The organism is Candidatus Nitrospira neuquenensis (assembly GCF_979578155.1).
The window spans coordinates 1-21,280 of record NZ_CEFZDU010000022.1; the positions used below are offsets into that span (position 1 = coordinate 1).

General features: G+C 71.8%; 19 protein-coding genes. 7 read left to right on the forward strand and 12 right to left on the reverse strand.

Annotation, left to right across the window (positions count from 1 at the left end; translation table 11 throughout):
* Nucleotides 1–1,409 (forward strand): UDP-glucose dehydrogenase family protein (locus tag AC1U7O_RS08910; protein WP_479894371.1); only part of this gene is annotated, 1,409 nt, incomplete at its 5' end.
* Between the two features lie 58 nt (nt 1,410–1,467).
* Here the strand turns inward: AC1U7O_RS08910 and AC1U7O_RS08915 are convergent.
* The 4 genes from AC1U7O_RS08915 to AC1U7O_RS08930 are packed head-to-tail and all read right to left on the reverse strand — an operon-like array spanning nt 1,468 to nt 5,164.
* Nucleotides 1,468–2,139 (reverse strand): HEAT repeat domain-containing protein, encoded by a 672-nt coding sequence (locus AC1U7O_RS08915; protein WP_479894372.1) that lies wholly within the window; start codon nt 2,137–2,139, stop codon nt 1,468–1,470.
* A 32-nt stretch (nt 2,140–2,171) separates the two neighbouring features.
* Entirely contained in the window at nt 2,172–2,939 is a 768-nt protein-coding gene (locus AC1U7O_RS08920) for a HEAT repeat domain-containing protein (RefSeq protein ID WP_479894373.1), read from the reverse strand.
* A complete protein-coding gene (locus AC1U7O_RS08925) occupies nt 2,929–4,050 on the reverse strand; it encodes a HEAT repeat domain-containing protein (RefSeq protein WP_479894374.1) in 1,122 nt (373 codons plus the stop codon). The genes AC1U7O_RS08920 and AC1U7O_RS08925 overlap by 11 nt, the downstream gene beginning before the upstream one ends.
* 31 nt (nt 4,051–4,081) lie before the next feature.
* Nucleotides 4,082–5,164: a HEAT repeat domain-containing protein gene (locus tag AC1U7O_RS08930; protein WP_479894375.1), complete on the reverse strand. Its 1,083-nt coding sequence runs from the start codon at nt 5,162–5,164 to the stop codon at nt 4,082–4,084.
* A 306-nt stretch (nt 5,165–5,470) separates the two neighbouring features.
* On the opposite strand from AC1U7O_RS08930, the gene AC1U7O_RS08935 reads away from it, so the two are divergent.
* Nucleotides 5,471–6,760: a hypothetical protein gene (locus AC1U7O_RS08935; protein ID WP_479894376.1), complete on the forward strand. Its 1,290-nt coding sequence runs from the start codon at nt 5,471–5,473 to the stop codon at nt 6,758–6,760.
* 3 nt (nt 6,761–6,763) lie between these two features.
* Here the strand turns inward: AC1U7O_RS08935 and AC1U7O_RS08940 are convergent, their stop codons facing one another.
* The 3 genes from AC1U7O_RS08940 to AC1U7O_RS08950 are packed head-to-tail and all read right to left on the reverse strand — an operon-like array spanning nt 6,764 to nt 9,621.
* Nucleotides 6,764–8,131: a HEAT repeat domain-containing protein gene (locus AC1U7O_RS08940; RefSeq protein WP_479894377.1), complete on the reverse strand. Its 1,368-nt coding sequence runs from the start codon at nt 8,129–8,131 to the stop codon at nt 6,764–6,766.
* Nucleotides 8,132–8,156: 25 nt separating this feature from the next.
* Nucleotides 8,157–8,582 carry a hypothetical protein gene (locus tag AC1U7O_RS08945; protein ID WP_479894378.1) on the reverse strand — a complete coding sequence of 142 codons (426 nt, stop codon included), beginning with the start codon at nt 8,580–8,582 and terminating at the stop codon, nt 8,157–8,159.
* Complete coding sequence (locus AC1U7O_RS08950; protein ID WP_479894379.1) at nt 8,572–9,621, reverse strand: alkaline phosphatase family protein; 1,050 nt, start codon at nt 9,619–9,621, stop codon at nt 8,572–8,574. Before AC1U7O_RS08950 ends, AC1U7O_RS08945 begins: the two co-directional genes overlap by 11 nt.
* Nucleotides 9,622–9,845: 224 nt before the next feature.
* Here AC1U7O_RS08950 and AC1U7O_RS08955 point away from each other — a divergent pair, with 224 nt between their 5' ends.
* Nucleotides 9,846–11,126, forward strand: a complete 1,281-nt coding sequence (locus AC1U7O_RS08955) for a hypothetical protein (RefSeq protein ID WP_479894380.1) — start codon at nt 9,846–9,848, stop codon at nt 11,124–11,126.
* Nucleotides 11,127–11,406: 280 nt separating this feature from the next.
* Here the strand turns inward: AC1U7O_RS08955 and polA are convergent, their stop codons facing one another.
* Together polA and AC1U7O_RS08965 are read right to left on the reverse strand one after the other, a co-directional pair.
* A complete protein-coding gene (gene polA, locus AC1U7O_RS08960; protein WP_479894381.1) occupies nt 11,407–14,100 on the reverse strand; it encodes a DNA polymerase I in 2,694 nt (897 codons plus the stop codon).
* Between the two features lie 13 nt (nt 14,101–14,113).
* Nucleotides 14,114–14,545, reverse strand: coding sequence for a PGPGW domain-containing protein (locus AC1U7O_RS08965; protein ID WP_479894382.1), 432 nt, complete (start codon nt 14,543–14,545; stop codon nt 14,114–14,116).
* Between the two features lie 102 nt (nt 14,546–14,647).
* Between AC1U7O_RS08965 and hutH the strand changes: the two genes are divergently transcribed.
* From hutH to AC1U7O_RS08985, 4 genes are read left to right on the forward strand one after another with little or no spacing between them, the layout of a single operon-like run.
* Complete coding sequence (gene hutH, locus AC1U7O_RS08970) at nt 14,648–16,189, forward strand: histidine ammonia-lyase (protein ID WP_479894383.1); 1,542 nt, start codon at nt 14,648–14,650, stop codon at nt 16,187–16,189.
* The gene (locus tag AC1U7O_RS08975; protein WP_479894384.1) at nt 16,186–16,548 is read left to right on the forward strand and encodes a hypothetical protein; all 363 of its coding nucleotides are present in this window, start codon (nt 16,186–16,188) and stop codon (nt 16,546–16,548) included. The genes hutH and AC1U7O_RS08975 overlap by 4 nt, the downstream gene beginning before the upstream one ends.
* Entirely contained in the window at nt 16,545–18,281 is a 1,737-nt protein-coding gene (hutU, locus tag AC1U7O_RS08980; protein ID WP_479894385.1) for a urocanate hydratase, read from the forward strand. Before AC1U7O_RS08975 ends, hutU begins: the two co-directional genes overlap by 4 nt.
* Nucleotides 18,278–18,697 (forward strand): DsrE/DsrF/DrsH-like family protein, encoded by a 420-nt coding sequence (locus AC1U7O_RS08985; protein WP_479894386.1) that lies wholly within the window; start codon nt 18,278–18,280, stop codon nt 18,695–18,697. Before hutU ends, AC1U7O_RS08985 begins: the two co-directional genes overlap by 4 nt.
* A gap of 56 nt (nt 18,698–18,753) precedes the next feature.
* On the opposite strand, the gene AC1U7O_RS08990 is transcribed toward AC1U7O_RS08985, so the two are convergent.
* From AC1U7O_RS08990 to ftcD, 3 genes are all read right to left on the reverse strand, one after another.
* Nucleotides 18,754–19,410, reverse strand: a complete 657-nt coding sequence (locus AC1U7O_RS08990; RefSeq protein ID WP_479894387.1) for an endonuclease III domain-containing protein — start codon at nt 19,408–19,410, stop codon at nt 18,754–18,756.
* Nucleotides 19,411–19,483: 73 nt separating this feature from the next.
* On the reverse strand, nt 19,484–19,678 hold the full coding sequence (gene rpsU, locus AC1U7O_RS08995) for a 30S ribosomal protein S21 (protein ID WP_447974951.1): 195 nt from the start codon (nt 19,676–19,678) through the stop codon (nt 19,484–19,486).
* Nucleotides 19,679–19,749: 71 nt separating this feature from the next.
* Nucleotides 19,750–21,267, reverse strand: a complete 1,518-nt coding sequence (gene ftcD, locus AC1U7O_RS09000) for a glutamate formimidoyltransferase (protein ID WP_479894388.1) — start codon at nt 21,265–21,267, stop codon at nt 19,750–19,752.
* Nucleotides 21,268–21,280 lie beyond the last annotated feature (13 nt).

The window sequence follows — 21,280 nt, forward strand, 5'->3', positions numbered from 1 at the left end:
GTGCCGTTGCCAGGCTCTCGGAGGCTTGCTATACTGCGCCGCCGCTCGATCGCCGGGGCCGGCCGCGGGCGGCGGAGAAAGGAAGCCGTATGCACATCAGCGTCATCGGCACCGGCTACGTGGGCTTGGTCACGGGGGCCTGTTTCGCGGAGTTCGGCATCACCGTGACCTGTATGGACACGGACTCGACGCGGATCGCCCGCCTGCAGAAGGGCGAGGTCCCCTTCTACGAACCGGGGATCACCGAGCTGGTCGGCAAGGGGCTCCGCGAAGGCCGCCTCACCTTCACGACGGACATCGCCAGGGCGGTGGACCAGGCCTTGGTGATCTTCATCGCCGTCGGCACGCCCTCGCGCAGCGACGGCTCCGCCGACCTCTCCTACGTCGAGGAGGTCGGCCGCGGAATCGCCCGGCACATGGCCGGCTACAAGGTCATCGCCACCAAATCCACCGTGCCCGTCGGCACCGGCGCCCACCTCCGCGGCGTGATCCAGGCCGATCAGCCGACGCCCTGCCGCTTCGACATCGTCTCCAACCCGGAATTCCTGCGTGAAGGCTCCGCCATCGAGGACTTCCTCCGGCCCAACCGCGTCGTCATCGGCGCCGACAGCCCGGAGGCGGTCGCGATCATGAAGGACCTGTACCGTCCCCTCTACCTGATCGAGACCCCCTTCGTCATCACCGACATCCCCACCGCCGAGATGATCAAGTACGCCTCCAACGCCTTCCTGGCGACCAAGGTGTCGTTCATCAACGAGATCGCCAACCTCTGCGAGCTCGTCGGCGCGGACGTCAAGGTGGTCGCCAAGGCCATGGGCCTGGATCACCGCATCGGGGCCAAGTTCCTGCACGCGGGCCCGGGGTTCGGCGGCTCCTGCTTTCCCAAGGACACGGCGGCGCTCATTCAGATGGGCGAGAAGGCCGGCTGCGAGATGCAGATCGCGCGGGCGACGGCGACGGTCAACGAGCGGCAGCGGGCCCGGATGGTGGAGAAGATCGGCCAGGTGGTCGGCGGGCTCGAGGGAAAGACGCTCGGGCTGCTCGGCCTGTCGTTCAAGCCGAACACGAACGACCTGCGCGAGGCGCCGGCGATGGCGATCGCCGAGCGGGCCATGCGGGCGGGCGCGACCATCCGGGCCTACGACCCCGCCTCGCTCGCGGAGGCCGCGAAGGCGCTGCCGGGGCTCGTCCCCTGCGCGGACGCCTACGACGCGGCGCGGGGGGCCGACGCCCTCGTGCTGCTGACCGAATGGAACCAGTTCCGGAACCTGGACCTGGACAGGATCAAAGCGGCGCTCAAGCGGCCGATCTTCGTGGACCTGCGAAACGTGTACGAGCCGGAGGCCATGGCGGCGCGGGGGTTCCGGTACGTGGCCGTCGGCCGCCCCACGAAGACCCGCGACGCCTGACGAGCGCCGAGGGCCGGCTCCCCGGCCCTCTCCGATCACCCTTCACGTTTCACCGTGCTCACGCCTTCGGCTTATAGCCCATTCGATCGAGCACCTTGAGGATCTTGCCCTTCAGCCGCTCGTCCGCCTCGCCCAGCGCCGTCGCCAACGGTTCGACCGCCGGTTTGCCGATCTTGCGGATGATCTCGGTCGCCGCCTGCCGCAGCTCGTCTTCCTCCGAGTTGAGCAGCGGCACCAGCGCGGGCACGGATGCGGCGCCCAGCTTGATCAGCGAGTCGTAGGCCCGCTGCCGAACGTCCCCGACCTCGTCCATCAGGCACTCCACCAGCGGCGCCACCGCCCGCGGGTCCTTCAGGTCGCCGAGCTGCTCGGCCGCGTACTTCCGGTTCAGCCAGTGCGTGTCCTTGAGGTCCAGCAGCATCGCGTCCGCCTTGGCGGCATTGGGGTCCTTGGGCCGGACCTTGAGCTGCTTGACGAGGCGCTTGCCGCCCTCCTCGACCACGCGGAGCGTCGCTCCGTCCCCCGGCTTGACCTTCTGGAAGTCCTCGAGCGCCTCGTCGGAGACGTCCAACACGACGGTCTTCCCGTCGTAGGCCAGCAGCTCCACCTCGAGCTGCTTCGCCTGGGGATTCACCGCGACGACCCGCTCCGTGACCAGGTTGAACCCGTCTTTCTTCCCCCCGCCCTTCGGGGTGATCTGCACCAGCTTGATGGGAGCCTCGTCGGCCATGGTACGTCCCCTATGAAAAAGGAAAATGGATTTCAGGTCGCGGGATCGGGCTTCCAGCCGAGGCTCGCCAGGGCCGCCTCGGCCGTCTCCTTGACCATCTCGTTCTCGTCCTCGAGCAGCGGCACGAGCGCCTCGACCGCCCGGCGGTCGCCGAGCCGCGCGAGCGACTCCGCCGCGTTCCGGCGCACGAGCCAGTCCTCGTCCTGCAACGCCTCGACCAGCGCGCCGTACCCCCGCGGGTCGCCGATCTTCCCGAGCGCCTCGGCCGCGTGGCGGCGAACCATCCAGTTGTTGCCGAGCAGGCCCTCGATCAGCGCCTCCACCGCCCGCACGTCCCCCACCTTCTTGAGCACGCGCGCCGCGTCCTCCCGCAAGGTGCTGTCGCCGAGGGCCTCGATCAGGCCGGGCACCGCCCGCGGGTCCCCGATGCGCTCCAGCGCCCAGACCGCGGCGGAGCGCACGGCTCCGTCACGGTCCTTCAGGGCCTTGATCAACGGCTCGACGCCGCGGGGGTCTTTCAGCTTGCCCAGCGCCGTCACGGCCTGCTCGCGCACCGCCCACTCCTCGTCGTCCAGGGCCGCGATCAGCGGCTCGACGACGGAGGGGCCCATCTGCACGATCGCGCTCGCCGCGGCCTCGCGGATGACCATGTCCTCGTCGGCCAGCAGGGTGATGAGCTTGGGCAGGGCCGCCGGCCCCGCCTGCCCCAGGCTGGCCGCCGCGTGGTCGCGCAGGGCTTCGTTCTCGTCCCGCAGGGCCGATAGCAACTGATCGATCCGATCGCCGGGCTCACTCATCATTCGACCCTTCCTGCTGATCGTGCCCCGCCGCGCCGGCGGCGGTCTCCGTCTCCATCGCCAGCGCCTTGAGCTTGTCCACGATCACGCCCGCGTTGTAGGACACCAGCCCGTCCCGGTCCGTCTTGAGTCGCTCGAAGAGCGCCAGGTGGGGCGCGAGCACCTCCACCTGCTTGACCTTGGCCAGGGCCTCCATCGCGAAGACCCGCAGGGGCCGCACCCCGATCGCGTCCAGATAGAGGTCCACCGGCCGCGCGTCGCCGATCAGCCCCAGCGACTTGAGCGCATATTCCTTGACCCCCGTGTCCTTGTCTACCTTGAGCCGCCGCATCAGGGGCTCCACCGCCCGCACGTCGCCGATCTTCCCCAGCAGGTCCGCGGCGGCCTCCCGGACCACCCAGTCGTCGTCCTCCAGGTATTCGATCAGGATCTCGACGGCCGGCCGCCCGATCGCGAGCAGCTCGATCACGGTCGCCATCCGGGCCGCCTCGCGCTGGCCGGACTCCTCGACGTCCCGCAGGGCGTCGAAGGCCTCGTCGATCCGCTGGCGGACGGCCCCCAGCTTTTTGAGCGTGCGCGCGGCCGCGTCCCGCACCGCGTGGTCGCCCATGGCGTCCACGAGGGCGTCCGCGCAACGCGGGTCGAGCAGGCGCTCCAGGCTCTCCGCCGCCAGAAGCCGGGCCTGGGCGTCGGGGTGCTTGAGCATCGCCCCCAACGGCCCGACGGCGTTGGGCATGGTCCCCAGCAGCCGCTGGACCAGCGCCCGCGACTCCTCGGCCAGGTCCTCGGAGAGCATCCGCGCGAGGGCCTCGGCCGCCGCCGCGTCGAGGACGCCGGCCATCTGCTCGAGCGCGACCGCCGCCGCCTTCCGGACCAACGGGTCCCCGTCCTTGAGCAGCCCGGCCAGCGGAACCCCGGCGCGCGGGTCCTTGAGGCGCGCCAGCATGCCCGCGATCTCGACCTTGAGCGCGACGCCGGCGCCGCCCAGGGCCCGGATCAGCTCCTCGACGGCCTTGGGGCCTCCGGCCAGGCAGGCCGCGGTGGCCCGCATCCGCCGCCAGTCCTCCTCGTGGACCAATTCCGCGATCAGGGTCGCGAGCGACTCTTTCGGCATGTCACCCCGCCCTCGGCGCCCGGCCCGCCGTTCAGACGCGATTCGGTCGCCAGCCGGCCTGGGCCAGCGCGCCCTTCACGTGGTAGAGGATGTTGTCGTCCTTCTCCGTCCGAAGCACGTCGAGGAGGCCGGGAACGGCGCGCGCCCCGAAAGTCGCCAGGGCCGTCGCGGCCTCCGCGCGGACCGCCGTGTTCTTGAGCGCGCCGAGCAGCACGGGGACGGCGGCCTCGTCGCCGATCTCGGCCAGGGCCTTCACCGCCGTCCCCATCACGAGCATCTCCTCATCCCAGCGGTCTCCGCAGCCGTGGATCGGTCGGCTCTCCGCCGGCCGGCCGGCGCCCGTCACGATGTCCAGGAGCGCCGGGACGGCGCGCCGATCGCGGATCTTCCCCAGCGCCTCGACCGCCGGCCCGCGCAGTCGGGGCTCGCGCAGGGCGAGGAGCAGGAACTCGACCGCCCGCGGGTCGCCGATCTCCCCCAGGGACGTGACGCTGTCCTCGCGGACCGCCGGGTCCCGGTCGTTGAACAGCGCGTGCAGGAGCGGCTCCACGGCTTCCGGCGACTTGATCCGGCCCAGCGCCTCGACGGCGTGCAGCCGGACCAGCCACTCCTCGTGCTTGAGCGCGGCCAGGAGCGACGGCACGGCGGGCCGTCCGATGCGGACCAGCGCGGCGGCCGCCTCCACCCGCACGGCCTTGACCTTGTCGTCGAGCAGCAGGATCAGCCGCGGGACGGCGTCCGCGGCGCCCATCCGTCCCAGCGCCTGAGCCGCGTGCATGCGGACGATCCAGTCGGCGCTCGCCAGGGCGCCCATCAGGGGGCCGGCGACGCGGGCGTCCCCGATCTGCGCCAGGATGCGCGCGGCCGATTCCTGGACGGTCAGGTTCGCTTCGGCCAGACAGGCGCCCACCGCGATCACGGCCGGCTCGCCGATCCGGATCAAGGCGCCGGTCGCCGCCTCCCGCACGGCGCGGTCGGCGTCCTTGAGCAGGGCCAGGAGCGGGGTCACCGCCCGGGGGTCCCGGGCCTCGCCGAGCGCGATCGCCGCCTCTTCGCGGATGCCCCAGTCCTCGTCCCCGAGGGCCGCGATGTTCTCCAGCACCGGGTCGCCCATCCACATCTCTCGCGTTGCGCTCGCCCCGGGGGGTGGCTGGTCGGGAGGACGGCGGCGAGGCGGAAGGGACCGCGACCCTTGCGCGCCCGTCGCCGTCCGGGACCGCGCGGGGAAGAGGGCGCCCGTACCGTAACACACGCTTTTTCCGAGGGTCAACTGGGAGTCCCCGCCTCCGGCTTCAGGCGCCGGCGCAGTTGACAGCCTCCCCGCCCGGTGTTAAGTATGCCTCCGTCCGTTCCCGCACGCATCCGTTTCTCCCGCGCGCATTCGCATCGTCGGTGAACCATTCACGCAAGGAGGGTCCTCATGGACAGGGTACTCACAGTCGGCGGAGCCGGGACGATGAGACTCTTCCTCGCGGTGCTCGTCGCGACGGCGGCGGGCCTGGGGCTCGACGCGCGGTCCGCGTCGCCGGCCGCCGCTTACGAGGTCTGGGCCCTGGATCAGTCGGACACGGCCAAGGAGAGCGGCGGCTACCTGCACATCTTCGACGGCGCACAGCTCGCCGCCGCCCCCGGGAACGCCAAGCCGAAGGAAACCATCGACCTGGCCGGGGAGGTCAACACGCTCTGCCAGGACGCGACCAAGAAGGCGGTGCGGCGGCCCCACATGATCTTCTTCACGAAGGACGGCTCCCACGCCATCCTTTCCTTCCTCTCCGGGCAGGTCCTCTTCATGGACGCGGCGACGCGCAAGCCCGAAGCCTGTCTGTCCATGGGGAAGAACGTCCACGCGGCGTGGCCGACGCCGGACCAGAAGATGGCCCTGGCCGCCAACATGGCGGACAAGACGCTCATCCGCATCTGGACGGACTATGCGGGCCACAAATTCGGCTTCGACCCGGCCAAGGACGTGCTGAACCTCAAGGAGCTGGAGAGCGGCGAGCGGCCGGACACGGCGCCGGTCTGCCCGATCACGGACGCCTCGGGCAAGTACGGCTTCGTCACGCTGCGGGGCGGCGGACTGTTCGTCGTGGACGTGACCGAGACGCCGATGAAGATCGTGGCCACGGCGACCAACGAGCAGGTCCACCCCTCGGGCTGCGGGGGCGTGCAGGTGGGCGACACGATGTACATCAACTCGGGCGGCGGCTGGCCGGCGGACAAGTTCCCCGCCGCGGCCTCCCTGGCCTATGACGTCTACGCGATCAACCTCTCCGCCCTGCCGAAGGCCGTGGACGCGAGGCTGATCACCTCCCGCGATACCAAGTTCGCCGACTCCCACGGGATGGTCGGCGTCGGGCGCTACGTCTGGAGCGCGGACCGCGCGGGCAACAACATCGAGATCATCGACAGCCTGACCAACCTGAGCGTCGGCGGGATCGACCTGGTCGGCCCGGCCAGCGACGACCCGGCGCCGGATCTGATGGACGCGGCGCCGGACGGTGGGACCGTCTTCGTCGCGCTGCGCGGCCCCACCCCGCTCACGGGCAACGACAAGAAGGTGGACAACGCGAAGGGCTCGACCCCCGGCGTGGGCGTGATCACGGTCAAGGACGGCGGCAAGGGCGGCCAGTTCGTGGGCGTCGCTCGGGTGAGCAACATCAAGGACGGGAAGGAAACGGCCGACCCGCACGGGGTCGCCGTGCGGAAGTAATCGTCAGGTCCCGGGCCGGTCGCCGGCGGGGCCGAACCGTCCGGCCTCGCCGAGCGGCTTGTCCACCCGCAGGTTGTCGGCCTGCGAGGCGGCGTCCAGCGCCTCCTCCTCGCCCGGCGGCGGCTCCCAGCCCAGCTTCTTGAGCGTCTCGTAGGTCAGCTTCTTCAGCGACTCGACCGCGGTCAGGCGGCTCGTCGCGAAGGACAACACCCGCTCCCCCTCCGCCCCGACCTCCGAGGCCTTCGGGTCGTGCAGGAACGCCACCAGCGGCTCGATCGCCGTATCGCCGATCAGGACCAGCGAAGCCGCCGCCTGGTCGCGGAGGTTCACGTCCTTGAGCAACATGATGAGGTCCGGGATCACGCGCGGGTCGCGGAAGTGGCCGAGCGCCGTGGCCGCCGCCTCCTTGATGAAGGCCTCCTCGCTCACGATGCAGCCGGGGGTCGGCGTGCCGTCCTGCCGGATCCCCTTCCCGCGCAGGGCGTTCAGCACCGCCGGGAGCGCGCGGGCGTCGCCGATCATGCCCAGCGACGCGATCGCGTGCCGCTTCACCGCCCCGTCCTGCATCGCCTCGATGAGCGCGTCCACCGCCCGCGGGTCGCCGATCATGCCCAGCGCGATCGTCGCGTCCTCGCGCACCGCCCGATCCGGGTCCTTGAGCGCCCCGATCAGCGCGTCCACGACCTTCGGCGACCGGGCCCAGGCCCGGCCGATCTGGTAGTCCGTCGTCATCCCGCCCAGCGCGCGGGCCCCGTGGCAGCGCACGACGAAGTCCTTGTCGGCGAGGCAGTCGATCAGCGGATCAACGGAGGGCTCCCCGATCGCGACCAGCGCCGTGCCCGCCGTCTCGCGGACGATCTTCGAGGAGTCGCGGAACAGCTTGACCAGCGCCGGCACCGCCTTCGGATCGCCGATCCTGCCCAGGGCCTCCGCCGCGGCGCTCTTGACCGCGCCGTCGCGGTCGCGGCAGGCGACGATCAGGGCGTCCACCGCGCGGCTGTCCCGGATCTCGCCGCAGGCCTTGGCCGCATGCTCCCGGACGCGCCACCGCTCGTCCTTCAGACACGCCACCAGCCGGTCCACGACCGAGGCCCCGAGCCCGGCCACGGCCGCCACCGCCGCGTTCCGCACCTCCATGATGGGATCGTTGAACAGGCCGATGAGGGCGGCGACCGCCTGGGGGCCGCCGAGCCGGCCGAGGGCCGTCGCGACGTGGCAGCGGACGGACCAGAACTCATCCTCGACCGCGCGCAGGAGCGCCTCGAGGGTCGCCGGGTCCGCCAGGTCGGCCAGCGCCTTGGCGGCCTCCTCCCGCGTGGCGTCGTCCACGTCCTCGAGGGCTTCCAGCAGCTCTTCGACCGCGTCGGTCATCGTCGTGCCTCGCCGGCGTCCCGGCTCAATACTCCGGCTTGCCGCCGTAGGGCTGGGTCCGGCTGCAGCGGACCTTGAGCGTCCGCGTGCCCCGCCCCTCGACGCACTGGTCCAGGGAAGGGGCGAAGTCCAAGGTTCCTTCCAGCGTCACCCGGAACGGAAAGTCGAAGGTGAAGGTCCCGAAGCGATAGCTGCCCGGCTTGAGCTTCACCGTCTGGACGTCCGTGGTCCGGTAGGCCTCGGTGCTGGCGGGGTCCAGGCTCCAGATCAGGGGCGTGATCCCGGGCACATGCCACCAGGTCGGCGGCTGGAGCGCCGTCGCGTCCACGGTGATCTCATACGGCGTGGTGTACGGCGAGTCGGGGGCGGCCGGCGACTCGCCCGCTCCCGCGACCGCCAGCAGACAGGCCAGCGCCGTCGCGCCGACTCGGCAACGCGTCTCAGTGCGCATGGGCGTCGCGTCCCGGCTCATACTCGGGAAACTCCTGGGGCGGCTCCACGAGCCGCAGGGGACCCGTGAAGATCTCCTCCACCGGCCGGCTGTCCCATTCCGTATGGGTGGCCAGGCCCAGGCTGCGCATCACCGTCGCACCGATGTCGATCACCGACACCGGCTGCCGGATGGCATAGCCCGCCTTGACCCCCGGCCCCCAGACGATGAGAGGCAGCCGCGGGACCGCCGCGCCGTTCGCCGCCGCCCCGTCGGCGGCCGGCTTGCCGCCGGCCGGGCTCAGGGCGGTGACGATGATGTTCGTCCGCTTCAGCAGCCCCATCTCCTTGTAGAGGTCCAGGAGCGAGCCGACCGCCTGGTCCACCGTCTTGAGCGAGTCGCGGTAGGCGGCGGAGGTCCACCCCTCGGCCTCGCCGACCCGCGCCGGCTCCGGAAGGTGCACCACCAACAGATGCGGCAGGTACTGGATGGCGTGGCCGTAGCCCTGCTTGCTCCGGGCCTTCTGGAAGTACTGGCGGATGTACTTGAGGATCGTGCCCGTGTTGCACTCGGGCTTGAGCGGCCCGCACATCTGGTAGTCGGTGTAGGGCTCCGGCTTCGCGAGCTGGTACAGCGACTCGTCCATGAAGAAAATCGCGCTGTCCTTCCCCCCGCTCAGGTCCAGGTAATCGAAGAGGGTCGGCGGGCGCGGATAGCCGCGGATGAAGTCGAAGGAGTTCCAAGCGACGCCGTGCTTTTCGACGGGGAGTCCCGTGATGATCGAGGCCATGGTGGGCAGCCGCAGGGGCGGGTTGACTCCGGCCGCCGACCAGGTGACCGAGCCCTCCCTGACCAGGCGGCTCACCGTCGGCATGGCGCCGCCCTTCAGCGACTCCTGCCCCACCCCCTCGAAGACCACCAGCATGACATACTCCACGGCCTCCGGCTCGCCCTTCGGCGCGGGAGACGCCGGCTTCCCGGGCTCGGCGGACGCCGGCCAGGCCTGGCCCAGAGCCAGGAGGGCGGCCAGAGCCAGGCCCCCCGCCCCCCAAAACCTCACGACAGCACTCCAGACTGACATGGTTCGACGTTCCTGCACGATGGTGTGGGAATGTCCGGCATGGGCTCGCAAACAGAGCCGTACCTTAGCACGCGCCTTTTCAGCCGGTCAACCGGCGGTCTCGACGACGGGACCGCGCCCGGGGGGCGCGGCGGACCGGCCGGCCTCGTTGCGCTCCTTCGCCCAGTTCAGGTATGAAGGGGCACGCGGATTCGGAGGACGGGATGCCTCCCGGCAATACCTTTCAACATGCGCCCTACTTGCGGGCGGACCCCGGCGAGCGGGCTCGGTACGTCGAGGTCGTCCCCGGCGCGCCGCCCGGCTCCGCCGCCTGGCTGGACGCGACGGCCGGCCACGGCCGGACCCTGGCAGCGGCCCGCGTCCGCCTGCTCCTCCTGCTCCACGGCACCTTCCTGGGAACCGACCTCTTCGGCGTCCGTCGGCTCGACGAGGCGGGCGGGCTCAAGCGCGGCTATTCGCGCGGCATCCCCGGCGTGGACGCGCTCCTCGCCCTCATGCGGGAGGACACGAACGGCCTGCCGCGGCCGGCGAGCGGCGGGACACCGCCGCTGGCCGACGAGGAAGAGCCGAAGGCGGAGCTGGACCGGCAGGCCGGCGACGCCGGCAACTTTCCGGCGCGGATCGTCGAGTCGCTGACCATCGGCCTGAACCGGGACCTGCGCGGCGCCGGGCCGCTGGCCGTCGTCCGCCGCCTCTGGCCCTGCGAGCACCACCACCTCGGCCGCGCGCTGGAGGCGGTCCGGCTCATCGTCCGACTCCGGGCGCTCATCGCGGCGCACCGGCTGGAGCAGGGCGACCGGGTCCTGGTCCTCGCCCACGGCCACGCGGGCCAGGTGCTCGCCCTGCTCTCCAACCTGCTGGCGGCGGAGGAGTCGCCCGGGCGGACTCACGTCTTCAAAACGTTGGCGGCCTACGCGCAGGAGGCCGACGCCCCGCCGGGCCTGGCCGCGCAGGTCGAGGAGGTCCGCACGGCCCTCTCGGCGGGGCCGCCGTTCGGCGGCGTCGCGCTCGATGTCGTGACGCTCGGCACGCCGGTCCGGTACGGCTGGGACCCCGCCCCCCTCGGCCGCCTCCTCCACATCATCAACCACCGGCCCATGAGGCTGGACGGCAAGCGCTGGCTCGCCAAGGTGGACCTGCCGCAGATCACGATGGAGATGCCGATGGTCCTCGGCGGGGACTATGTCCAGCAGCTCGCCGTGGCCGGGTCGGACGCGGTGCCGCCCACGCCGGCCGCGCAGGCGGCCAACAAGGCGCTCTGGGAGCTGCTGGAGCCCTACGACGGGTTCGAGCGGTGGCTGGAATGCGTCCGGCGCGGCGTGCGCTGCCCGCAGGACGGGCTCTGCCTGCTGGTGGATTACAAGGATACGGTCCTGCCGCCGGCCGCCAAGGCGGCGGACGTCGTGTACGGGCACGCGGCCTACACCCGCGCGAACACCCTCCTCTTCACCCTGGACGCGATCGTCGGCGCGCTATACCCGTAGCCTCGGCCGGGCCGAGGCCGGCGGGGGCGGTCCACGGCGGGCGGGTCATCGAAGAACGCGCTCCTTCACCGCCTCGCGGGCGCCATGGGCCCCTCGTCGGCGCGCCTCGATCCCCGTTCCGATCTTCTGCCGGACGTAGATTTCATCCATGCTGTCCTCCCCGCTCACCCGCTCCGGCAGCTTCCGGTGAGGTCCAAGGTCGGTTTCGTGCTCGTTGACATCGGCGGCCGCCTCGTGCCGTCGGCCCGCTTGCCGGCGGCGACCGGCTGCCCGTCAATCGTCACGGATGCGCCTCCCGCCAGTTGCGGCCGACGCCGAGGTCCACCTTGAGCGGCACGGTCAGCCCGAGCCGCGCGCCCGTCGCCTCCATCTCGCCGCGGACCAGTGCCTTGGCCGCCTCGACCTCGCGCTCGGGCGCCTCGAAGATCAGCTCGTCGTGGACCTGGAGGATCATTTTCACCATCGGCCGTTCCTCCCGCAGCCGGCGGCTGACCTGGATCATAGCCACCTTGATGAGGTCGGCCGCCGAGCCCTGGATCGGGCTGTTCACCGCCATCCGCTCCCCGAAGCCGCGCTGGGTCGGGTCGGCGCTCTTAAGCTCGGGGATCGGCCGGCGGCGGCCGAGGAGGGTCGTCACGTAGCCCCGCGCCCTCGCCTCCGCGATCGTCCGGTCCAGGAAGGCCTTCACCCCCGCGTACCGCTCGAAGTAGGTGTCGATGTAGCGCTTCGCCTCCGCCTGCGAGACGCCGATGTTCTGGGAGAGGCCGAAGGGGCTGATCCCGTACAGGATGCCGAAGACGACGGTCTTGGCCGCCCGGCGCATCTCCCGGGTGATCTGCGCGGCCGGCAGGCCGAAGAGCTCGACGGCGGTGGCCATGTGGATGTCCTCGCCGCGCTCGAAGACCGCCAGGAGCTTCTCGTCGCGGGAGAGGTGCGCCAGCAGGCGCGGCTCGATCTGGCTGTAGTCGGCGGAAATCAGCCGGTGGCCCGGCTCCGCGACGAAGGCCTCGCGGATCCGGAGCCCGTACTCGCCCTTCACGGGGATGTTCTGCAGGTTCGGCTCGGTGGAGGAGAGCCGGCCCGTCGCCGCGACGGTCTGGTTCAGCGAGGTGTGCAGCCGGCCGGTCTGGGGGTGCACCAGCGCCGGCAGCGCGTCCACGTAGGTGGATTTGAGCTTGCTGAGCGTCCGGTAGCCGAGGATCTGGGCCGGCAGCTCGTGCTGGGTCGCGAGCTGCGTGAGCGTGTCCTCGTCGGTAGAGTAGCCGGTCTTGGTCTTGCGGATCGGCTTGAGGCCCAGCTTGTCGAAGAGCACGGCCGCCAGTTGCTTGGGCGAGTTGATGTTGAACTCGCCGCCGGCCAGGCGGGCGATGGCCGCCATCATCCGATCCAGCTCCCGCTCCAGCTCCTTGCTCAGCTCCTCGAGCGCGGCCCGGTCCAGCTTGAAGCCGTTCCGCTCGATCTCGGCCAGGACCGGGACGAGCGGCATCTCGACCTCCTCGAAGAGGCGCAGGCTCCCCTGCTCCTCCAGCCGCGCCTTCAGCGGCTCCGCGAGCCGCCGGGTCAGCGCGGCCTCCTCCGCCAGCCGCGCGGGCGGCGGCTCCTCGGCGGGAAAGAGCCCCTGCGGCTCCGCGGGCGTCGCGGCCGCGGCGCCCGCGCCCAGCCGGTAGCCCAGCACCTCGAGCCCGACCGCCTCCAATGACGGCGTCCGCCGGTTGGGGTTGAGCAGGTAGGCGGCGACCATCGTGTCGAACCAGGGCGGGGGCACTTCGATTCCCGCCTGCCCGAGCGCGAGCAGGGCCGGCTTGAGGTCGTGGACGACCTTGAGCCGATCGGCGCTCGCCAGCAGCCGGCGGATCGGCTCGAGCCGGGCCGCCCGGCCGCCTCCCGCGTCGCGCAGGGAGACGACGGCGGCCCGGTCGTCCGCGAACGCCAGCGCGAGGCCCTCCGCGCTCGGGAACCCCGCCGGCGGGCCGGCGCCCTCGGCCGGGGCCCAGGCCAGCCCGATCGGCTCGCCGGCGCCGGCCGCCCCGGCGACCCGCTCCGCCGTCGCCCGATCGCACAGCGTGACGACCTCCGCGCCCAGGACGTCCCCGGGCGAGGCCGAGGGCTGGACCATCTTGAGCAGCGTGGAGAACTCCAGCTCGCGCAGGAGCGCGACGAGGGGTTCCGGCGGCGGCGGCGCGACGCGGAAGCGCTCGGGCTCGAACCGCACCGGACCGTCCACGTGGATCGTCGCCAGCCGCCGGCTGAGCCGCGCCCGCTCCGCCTGCTCGATCAGCAGAGCGCGGGTCTTCGGCGGCTTGACCTCGTCCACCCGCCGGAGCAGTTCCTCGATCGTCCCGAACTCCGCGATCAGCTTCGCCGCGGTCTTCTCCCCGATCCCCTTGACGCCGGGGATGTTGTCCACGGCGTCGCCCATCAGCCCCATGATCTCGACGAGGCGGGCCGGCTCGACGCCGAAGCGCTCCCGGCACTCCGCCTCGCCGATCCACCGGTCCTTGACCGGGTCGTAGATCCGGACGGCCGGCGACACGAGCTGGACCATGTCCTTGTCGCCGGTGACGATCACCACCTCGAACCCCGCCGCCTCCGCCTGGCGCGCGAGCGTCCCGATCAGGTCGTCCGCCTCGTAGCCGGCGGCCCGGACTACCGGCAGTCCCATCGCCTCCACCACCCGATGGATGTAAGGAATCTGCGCGGCCATGCCCTCCGGCATCGGCGGGCGGTGGGCCTTGTACTCCTTGAACGCCTCGTGGCGCTGCGTCGGGCCCCGCTCGTCGAAGGCGACGGCGAGCAGTTCCGGCCGGTGCTCGCGGAGGATCTTGAGCAGCATCGTCGTGAAGCCGTAGACCGCGTGGGTCTGCAGGCCGCGGGAGTTGGTGAGGACGGGCAGCGCGTAGTAGGCGCGGTAGACGTAGGCGCTGCCGTCGATGAGGTAGAGGGCGCGGCGGGAGTTGGCGGGCGGCTCGGTCATGGCCCTTGGCCGGTTACGGGTCCGGCGTCACGGTGAGCGGCGGCCGGTTGTGCTTGGCCCGGTGGGCGTTGATGGCCCGGAGCACCAGCGGCTGCCCGATGATCTTCCGTTCGAGATAGTGCTTGCCGGGAAAATCGAGCAGCGACAGCCCCAACAGGATCGTCACCCAGCCCGGACCGGGCAGGGGAACCATCGGGATACCGACCAGGACCAGCGCCGCGCCCACCAGGTTCTTGAGGATCAGGCCGACCGTGCGGAGCACCGGATGGTGGTCCTTCATCCAGATGCGCGGGTGCCGTTCGTCGAAGTAGTGCGGGGGGAGCCGCACCAGGATGAACGGCAGGGCCACGACGGTGCCGACCATGCCGACGACGGAGAAGACCCCCAGCCCGATCAACACCTCCTGGGTGAGCAGCGCCTCAACCTGTGCGAGCCATCCCTCCATCGGGCCGGCATCCTAGCACGGGGTCCCGGGGCAGACAAGGCGGGACGGCGGCGCGCCCCGATCGGTTTACGGCGCCGCGCCCCCCGGCTATAATCCGGCCCTGTGAAGCCCCTGCTGCTTACCGGATGGGACCTGACGCCGGAGGCCTTCCACGAGGTCGCCGTCGAGGGCCGGCCCGTCCGGCTGGAGCCCCGGGCCCGGCGGCGGATGCTCCGCGCCCGCGAGGTGGTCCGGCGGGCGGCCGAGCGGCCTGAGCCGCGCTACGGGGTCAACACGGGCTTCGGCAAGCTCTCGGACCAGCGCATTCCGCCCCGCGAGATCGCGCAGCTCCAGCTCAACCTCGTGCGCAGCCACGCCGCCGGCGTGGGCGAGCCCCTCTCGCGCGCCGCGACGCGCGGCATGCTCCTGCTGCGCGCCAACGTGCTCGCGAGCGGCCACTGCGGCGTCCGGCCGCTCGTCGTGGACTACCTGCTCGCGCTCCTGAACGAGGACGTCCTGCCGGTGGTCCCCTGCCGCGGGTCGGTCGGGGCCAGCGGGGACCTGGCGCCGCTCGCCCACCTGGCGCTCGTCCTGATCGGCGAGGGCGAGGCGATGGTCGGCGGACGCCGGCGCCCGGGGCGCGACGCGCTCGCGCGGATCGGGCTTCACCCCCTGGTCTTGGAGGCCAAGGAGGGGCTGTCGCTCGTCAACGGCACCCAGGCGACGCTCGCCCTCGGGCTGCTCGCGCTGCGCCGCTGTGAGCGGCTGGCCGACGCGGCGGACGTCGCCGGCGCCCTCTCGCTGGAGGCGCTCAAGGGCACCCCCGCCGCCTTCGACGCGCGGATGCAGCGCCTGCGCCCCTATCCGGGCCACGGGCTGGTGGCCTCGCACCTGCGGGCGCTGGTCGCCGGGAGCGGGATCCGGGCCTCGCACCTGGACTGCCCCCGCGTCCAGGACGCCTACAGCCTGCGCTGCATGCCCCAGGTCCACGGCGCGGTCCGCGACGCGATCGCGCACGTCAAACAGACATTGCTCGTCGAGCTGAACAGCGTGACGGACAACCCCCTGGTCTTCCCCGAGCGCGGCGAGATCCTCTCCGGCGGCAACTTCCACGGCCAGCCGCTCGGCCTCGTCCTCGACTACCTGGCGATCGCGATGACGGAGCTCGGGAGCATCGCCGAGCGCCGGATCGAACGATTGACGAACCCCGAGTACGGCGACCTCCCGCCCTTCCTGAGCCCGAAGCCCGGCCTCCGGTCGGGCTTCATGCTCGCGCAGGTGACGGCCGCGGCGCTCGCCTCCGAGAACAAGGTGCTCTCCCATCCCGCCTCCGTGGACTCGATCCCGACCTCGGGCAACCAGGAGGACCACGTGAGCATGGGCATGGGGGCGGCGCTCAAGCTCGGCCAGATCCTGGACCACGTCGAGCGCATCCTGGCCATCGAGCTGCTCTGCGCCGCGCAGGGCGTGGAGTTCCACCGCCCGCTGCAGCCGGGCGCCGGGAGCCGCCTTGCGCTCCGCGAGGTGCGCCGGGTCGCGCCCCGGCTGGAGGAGGACCGGCCGCCGGCGCCGGACATCGAGCGCGTGGGACGCCTCGTCGCGGAGGGCGTCCTGACGCGCGTGCTGGAACGATCCCTTCACCCCGCACCGAGGAGCGCACCATGAGCCACCGTCCGCCCCTTGCCCGTCTCGGCCTCGTCGCCTTGTGGTCGGCCGCGCTGACGACCGCCGCCCTCCTCCTCCCCCACCCGCCGCCCGCCCGCGCCGCCGACGACCTCCAGGTGGAGGTGGCGAAGAAGGGCCTCGGCAAGGAGGTCTCGATCAAGCAGGGCGCCAAGGAGTGGTTCATGATGGTCGAGGTGACGGCGGAGAACACCGTCATCGTCCGGCAGGAGATCGACAACGGCGCCTACCTCGTGGACGAGAGCGAGACGCACGACCGCGCCATGACGAAGGAAGAAGTGGACGCGGCGATCGAAGCCTTCATCAACAGCGTGAAGACCCAGGCGGCCAAGCGCAAATGACCCGCCCCGCCGCCATCCGGGCGCCCCGCGGCGCGGCCCTGAGCTGTAAGGGCTGGGCGCAGGAGGCCGCGCTCCGGATGCTCATGAACAACCTCGACGACGAGGTCGCGGAGAACCCGCGCGAGCTGATCGTATACGGCGGCGCGGGCAAGGCCGCGCGCTCGTGGGCGTGCTACGAGGCCATCGTCCGCGAGCTGCGCGCGCTGGAGGGCGACCGGACCCTGCTCGTCCAGTCCGGCAAGCCGGTGGGCGTGCTGCGGACCCACGAGTGGGCGCCCCGCGTGCTCATCGCCAACGCGAACCTGGTCGGCCGGTGGGCGACCCGGGAGGAGTTCCAGCGGCTCGAGGCGCTGGGGCTCACCATGTTCGGCCAGATGACCGCCGGCTCCTGGTTCTACATCGGCACCCAGGGCATCGTGCAGGGCACCTACGAGACCTTCGCCGCCGCCGCGCGCCGGCACTTCGGCGGCGACCTGGCCGGCCGCTTCGTCCTCACCGGCGGCATGGGCGGCATGGGCGGGGCCCAGCCGCTCGCGGCGACGATGAACGGCGCGGCGATCCTCTGCGTGGAGGTGGACCCGGCGCGGATCGCCAGGCGGATCGCGACCCGCTACTGCGACCGGATGACGGCCTCGCTGGAGGAGGCGCTGGGTTGGATCATGGAGGCGAAGACCGCGCGCCGCGCCGGCTCGGTCGGGCTGGTCGGCAACTGCGCCGAGGTCCTGCCGGCCCTGGTCCGGCGCGGCGTCGTGCCGGACCTCGTGACGGACCAGACCTCCGCCCACGACCCCCTCAACGGCTACGTGCCGGCCGGGCTCACACTGGAAGAGGCGGCGGCGCTGCGCCGGCGGGCGCCGGCGGAGTACGTGGACCGCGCGCTGGACTCGATCGCCGTCCACGTCCGCGCCATGCTCGACTTTCTACGGGCCGGCTCGGTCGTCTTCGACTACGGCAACAACATCCGGACGATGGCCCACCAACGCGGCGTGGCCGACGCCTACGCCTTCCCCGGCTTCGTGCCCGCCTACATCCGGCCGCTGTTCTGCGAGGGCAAGGGGCCCTTCCGCTGGGTGGCCCTGTCGGGCGATCCGGCCGACATCGCCGCGACGGACGAGGCGGCCCGCGCCCTGTTCCCGGCGAACGAGGGGCTGCGGCGCTGGCTCGCGCTGGCCCGCGAGCGCGTGGCCTTCCAGGGGCTGCCGGCGCGGATCTGCTGGCTGGGGTACGGGGAGCGGGCGGCGATGGGACGGCGGATGAACGAGCTGGTGCGGCGCGGGACGCTCAAGGCGCCGGTCGTGATCGGCCGCGACCACCTGGACGCGGGGTCGGTCGCCTCCCCCTACCGGGAGACGGAGGGGATGAAGGACGGGAGCGACGCGATCGCCGACTGGCCGATCCTCAACGCGCTGCTGAACACGGCCTCCGGCGCGAGCTGGGTGTCGTTTCACCACGGCGGCGGGGTCGGGATCGGCTACGCGCTGCACGCGGGCCAGGCGGTCGTGGCGGACGGCACCGCCGAGGCGGCCGCCAAGATCGAGCGGGTGCTGACCAACGACCCCGCGAGCGGCATCCTGCGGCACGCCGACGCCGGCTACGAGGAGGCGATCGCCGCGGCCTCGCGCCATGGCCTCCCCCTGCCCATGGACCCCGCCGGGGCGCGCTTGTCGTCCCCCGGGGCTGAGGGTATAATCCGCCACGACCCGCCGAGCCCCCACGAACCGGAGCGACCGTGAGCCAGAAACCCCGCTTCATCATCTACGCCCACGACGCCACCTACGACAAGCTGCACCAGGTGGCGACGATCGGGCTCACCGCCGCCGCCATGGGCAAGGACGTGACGGTGATCCTGATGTTCTGGACCATCAAGAAGCTGGCGGAGGGCCGGCTCGACGCCGTGGACTTCCCCCCCGAGTACGAGGGCCAGGCCGCGGAGGTCGCCCGCCTGCTCAGGGAGAAGAAGGTCCCGACGATCTCCGAGATGTTTCAGCAGGCCCGGCAGGTGGGGCAGTTCCGGCTGGTGGCCTGCAGCGCGGGGCTCGAATACATGGGCGTGGACCCGGAGCGGGTCGCCAAGAACGTGGACGAGGTCATGGGGCTCCCCGCCATCATCAACTACGCCGCCAAGGCGGAAACGACGCTGTTCATCTGACCGGACGATTGAGGGATTGCCGCGACTCTCGTGCGCTCCTGCCCGCCTTGCCCCCGCTACCGCGACGTCGTCACGCCCCGCCGATCACAATAAGGAACGAGCCGGCACCGGCTGCACCAGGGCGAGACCGGCCGGCAGAGGTGCTGGCCGAAGGGAACGAGCAGGTCGTTGAAGGTGATCCAGTAGCGGGCGGGCAGCTTGCGCCGGAGCGCCTGCTCGGTCTGCTCCGGCGTCTTGGTCCGCACGTAGCCCCAGCGGTTCGAGATGCGGTGGACGTGGATGTCCACGCAGATGCCCGGCTTCCCGTACCCGACCGTGACGACCAGGTTGGCCGTCTTGCGCCCCACGCCCTTCAGCGTGAGCAGCTCGTCGATCTCGTCCGGGACCCGCCCACCGTAGGCATCGAGCAGCCGGTCGCAGATCGCGTGGATCTGCCGGGCCTTGGTCCGGTAGAACCCGACGGGGTAGATCGCCCGCTCCAGCCGGCGGAGCGGCAGGGCGCGCATCGCGGCCGGGTCGGCGGCGAGGGCGAAGAGGCGACGGCCGGCGGCGGCGGTGGTCTGGTCCTGGGTGCGGAGGCTCAGGAGGCAGGCGATCAGGATGCGGAAGGGGTCGCGCGACTCCCGGGCGACGACGCCGACGACCGGCTCCTGCCACCGGCGGACTTCCCGGCGCAGGATGCGGAGGGCGGCGTGGATGTCCTCGTCGCGCATCGAACCGCTACCGCTGATGGGGATGAGGAAGGAGGGGACCGCCGGACGGAAGGAATGAACCGCCGAGAGACGCTCAATCCATCTTGTGCTTGGCCAGCCACTTCTGGCGGCGGCGCTGGGCCTCGCGCTGCTTGGCCTTCCGCCTGACACTCGGCTTCTCGTAGAAGCGACGGCGCTTCAGCTCCCGGAACAGTCCCTCGCCGGCCAGTTTCTTCTTGGCGACCTTCAGGGCCTTTTCGACGTTGTTGTTGAAAACTTTGATTTCCATCGTTCCCGCTGTTCCTTTTTCGTGACCGCCCGCCCGGCTTTCGCCCGGTCTGTTGGAATCGAGGGGCGAGTCTAGCACAGCCCCTTGAGTGAAACAAGGCTCTCGTTGAGTCGCCTGGCCTTTTCCGAAAACGATCGCGCAACGTCTTGGTTTTTCATCGCTTTGACATTTTCCGCCACGTTCTCCAGCCCCCCGGACGCCGCGGCGACCGCCAGCCACAGCCCCACCTTGAGGTCCGGCGCGACCGAGGGCCTGACCTTGCCGCCGATCCCCCTGATCAGGCCAGCCGTTTCGAGGGCAAGGGCGGCGGTCTGGAGCGGCACTTCGGTGGCGGCGCGGAGGCGTTCGGTGATAACCTCCGCGCGGTTCGGGTCTTCCCTGGGAAGGCGGTAGCTCTGGATGACGCCCTCGTAGGCCTCGGCGTCGGCCCGGGCGAGGCGCCGGAGCTCACGCTCGATCGCTTCGAGGCGGTGTGCCGCTTGGGCCAGCGCCCTTCCCGTCGCTTCCGGTTCCGGGCCCGAGGACGGAGGGCCGATCCGGCAGGCCATGAGGCCGAGGGCCGCGGCCATGGCGCCGGCCAGGGCGGCGGCGCTGCCCCCGCCCGGCGCGGGTGTCCCCGCGGCCAGCGCGTCGAGGAAGGGCCCGGGCGCGGCGGCCCAGCCGGCGGCGGACCTCGCGCGCTCGGCCAGAGCCGCTTCCAGCCTCACTTCCAGCACCTGGGAGGGATCGAAGCCCTCCAGTTTCAGGGCCCGCTCGGCCGCGGCGAACAGCGCCCGCTGCGGCACGAGCCCGACGATCTCGCTGCCCGCCACCGCGAGGCCCCGCCGCTCGGCTTCTCCGACCACCGCGTCGAAGGCGACGTGGGGGGGCGTCTCTTCATGGTCGGTGAGGTTCATGGACACCTGCACGAGGCCGCGGCTCGGAAGCGCCACGCCGATGGCCTTGACGCAGGGCAGGCCCCCCCCCGAGGCCCGGACCGTCTTGGCGATGGCCTTGGCCGCCTCCAGGTCCGTCGTCGCCAAGTTGACGTTGTAGGCGATGAGCGGCGGCCGCGCGCCGACGACCGTGACCCCCGCCGTCTCGTGGGGCCCGACCGGACCGAAGTCCGGTCGCCACGCCGCCTCCTCCGCCATGCGCTTGGCCAATCCTTCCAATCCGCCCTTCCTGATCGCTTCCAGGTTGGTCCGCTCCGGCCGGCTCGCCGCCCGTTCGTAGAGAAAGACCGGGATGCGCAGCTCGCGGCCGATCCGCTCGCCCAGGGCCCTGGCCAGGGCCACGCAGTCCGCCATCGTCACGCCGCGGACCGGCACGAAGGGCACGACGTCGGTCGCGCCGACGCGCGGGTGGCCGCCCCGATGGCGCCCGAGGTCGATCCGCTCGGTCGCCGCCCGCGTCGCGCGGAAGACGGCCTCCGCAACCGCCTCCGGCGGGCCGACGACGGTCAGGACGGCGCGGTGATGGTCGGCGTCCATCTCCAGGTCCAGCAGGACGACGTCCTCGACGCTCCGAAGCGCGGCCGCCAGCGCCTCAACCGTCGCGCGATCACGCCCCTCGCTGAAGTTCGGCACGCATTCGACCAGCCGTTCCATCACGTCGCGCTCC

Coding starts and splice junctions, on each gene's coding strand:
- AC1U7O_RS08915 (WP_479894372.1), bottom strand. CDS start 2,139: ATGGCCGACGAGGCTCCCATCAAGCTGGTGCAGATCACCCCGAAGGGC.
- AC1U7O_RS08920 (WP_479894373.1), bottom strand. CDS start 2,939: ATGATGAGTGAGCCCGGCGATCGGATCGATCAGTTGCTATCGGCCCTG.
- AC1U7O_RS08925 (WP_479894374.1), bottom strand. CDS start 4,050: ATGCCGAAAGAGTCGCTCGCGACCCTGATCGCGGAATTGGTCCACGAG.
- AC1U7O_RS08930 (WP_479894375.1), bottom strand. CDS start 5,164: ATGGGCGACCCGGTGCTGGAGAACATCGCGGCCCTCGGGGACGAGGAC.
- AC1U7O_RS08935 (WP_479894376.1), top strand. CDS start 5,471: ATGGACAGGGTACTCACAGTCGGCGGAGCCGGGACGATGAGACTCTTC.
- AC1U7O_RS08940 (WP_479894377.1), bottom strand. CDS start 8,131: ATGACCGACGCGGTCGAAGAGCTGCTGGAAGCCCTCGAGGACGTGGAC.
- AC1U7O_RS08945 (WP_479894378.1), bottom strand. CDS start 8,582: ATGCGCACTGAGACGCGTTGCCGAGTCGGCGCGACGGCGCTGGCCTGT.
- AC1U7O_RS08955 (WP_479894380.1), top strand. CDS start 9,846: ATGCCTCCCGGCAATACCTTTCAACATGCGCCCTACTTGCGGGCGGAC.
- polA (WP_479894381.1), bottom strand. CDS start 14,100: ATGACCGAGCCGCCCGCCAACTCCCGCCGCGCCCTCTACCTCATCGAC.
- AC1U7O_RS08965 (WP_479894382.1), bottom strand. CDS start 14,545: ATGGAGGGATGGCTCGCACAGGTTGAGGCGCTGCTCACCCAGGAGGTG.
- AC1U7O_RS08975 (WP_479894384.1), top strand. CDS start 16,186: ATGAGCCACCGTCCGCCCCTTGCCCGTCTCGGCCTCGTCGCCTTGTGG.
- hutU (WP_479894385.1), top strand. CDS start 16,545: ATGACCCGCCCCGCCGCCATCCGGGCGCCCCGCGGCGCGGCCCTGAGC.
- AC1U7O_RS08990 (WP_479894387.1), bottom strand. CDS start 19,410: ATGCGCGACGAGGACATCCACGCCGCCCTCCGCATCCTGCGCCGGGAA.
- rpsU (WP_447974951.1), bottom strand. CDS start 19,678: ATGGAAATCAAAGTTTTCAACAACAACGTCGAAAAGGCCCTGAAGGTC.
- ftcD (WP_479894388.1), bottom strand. CDS start 21,267: ATGGAACGGCTGGTCGAATGCGTGCCGAACTTCAGCGAGGGGCGTGAT.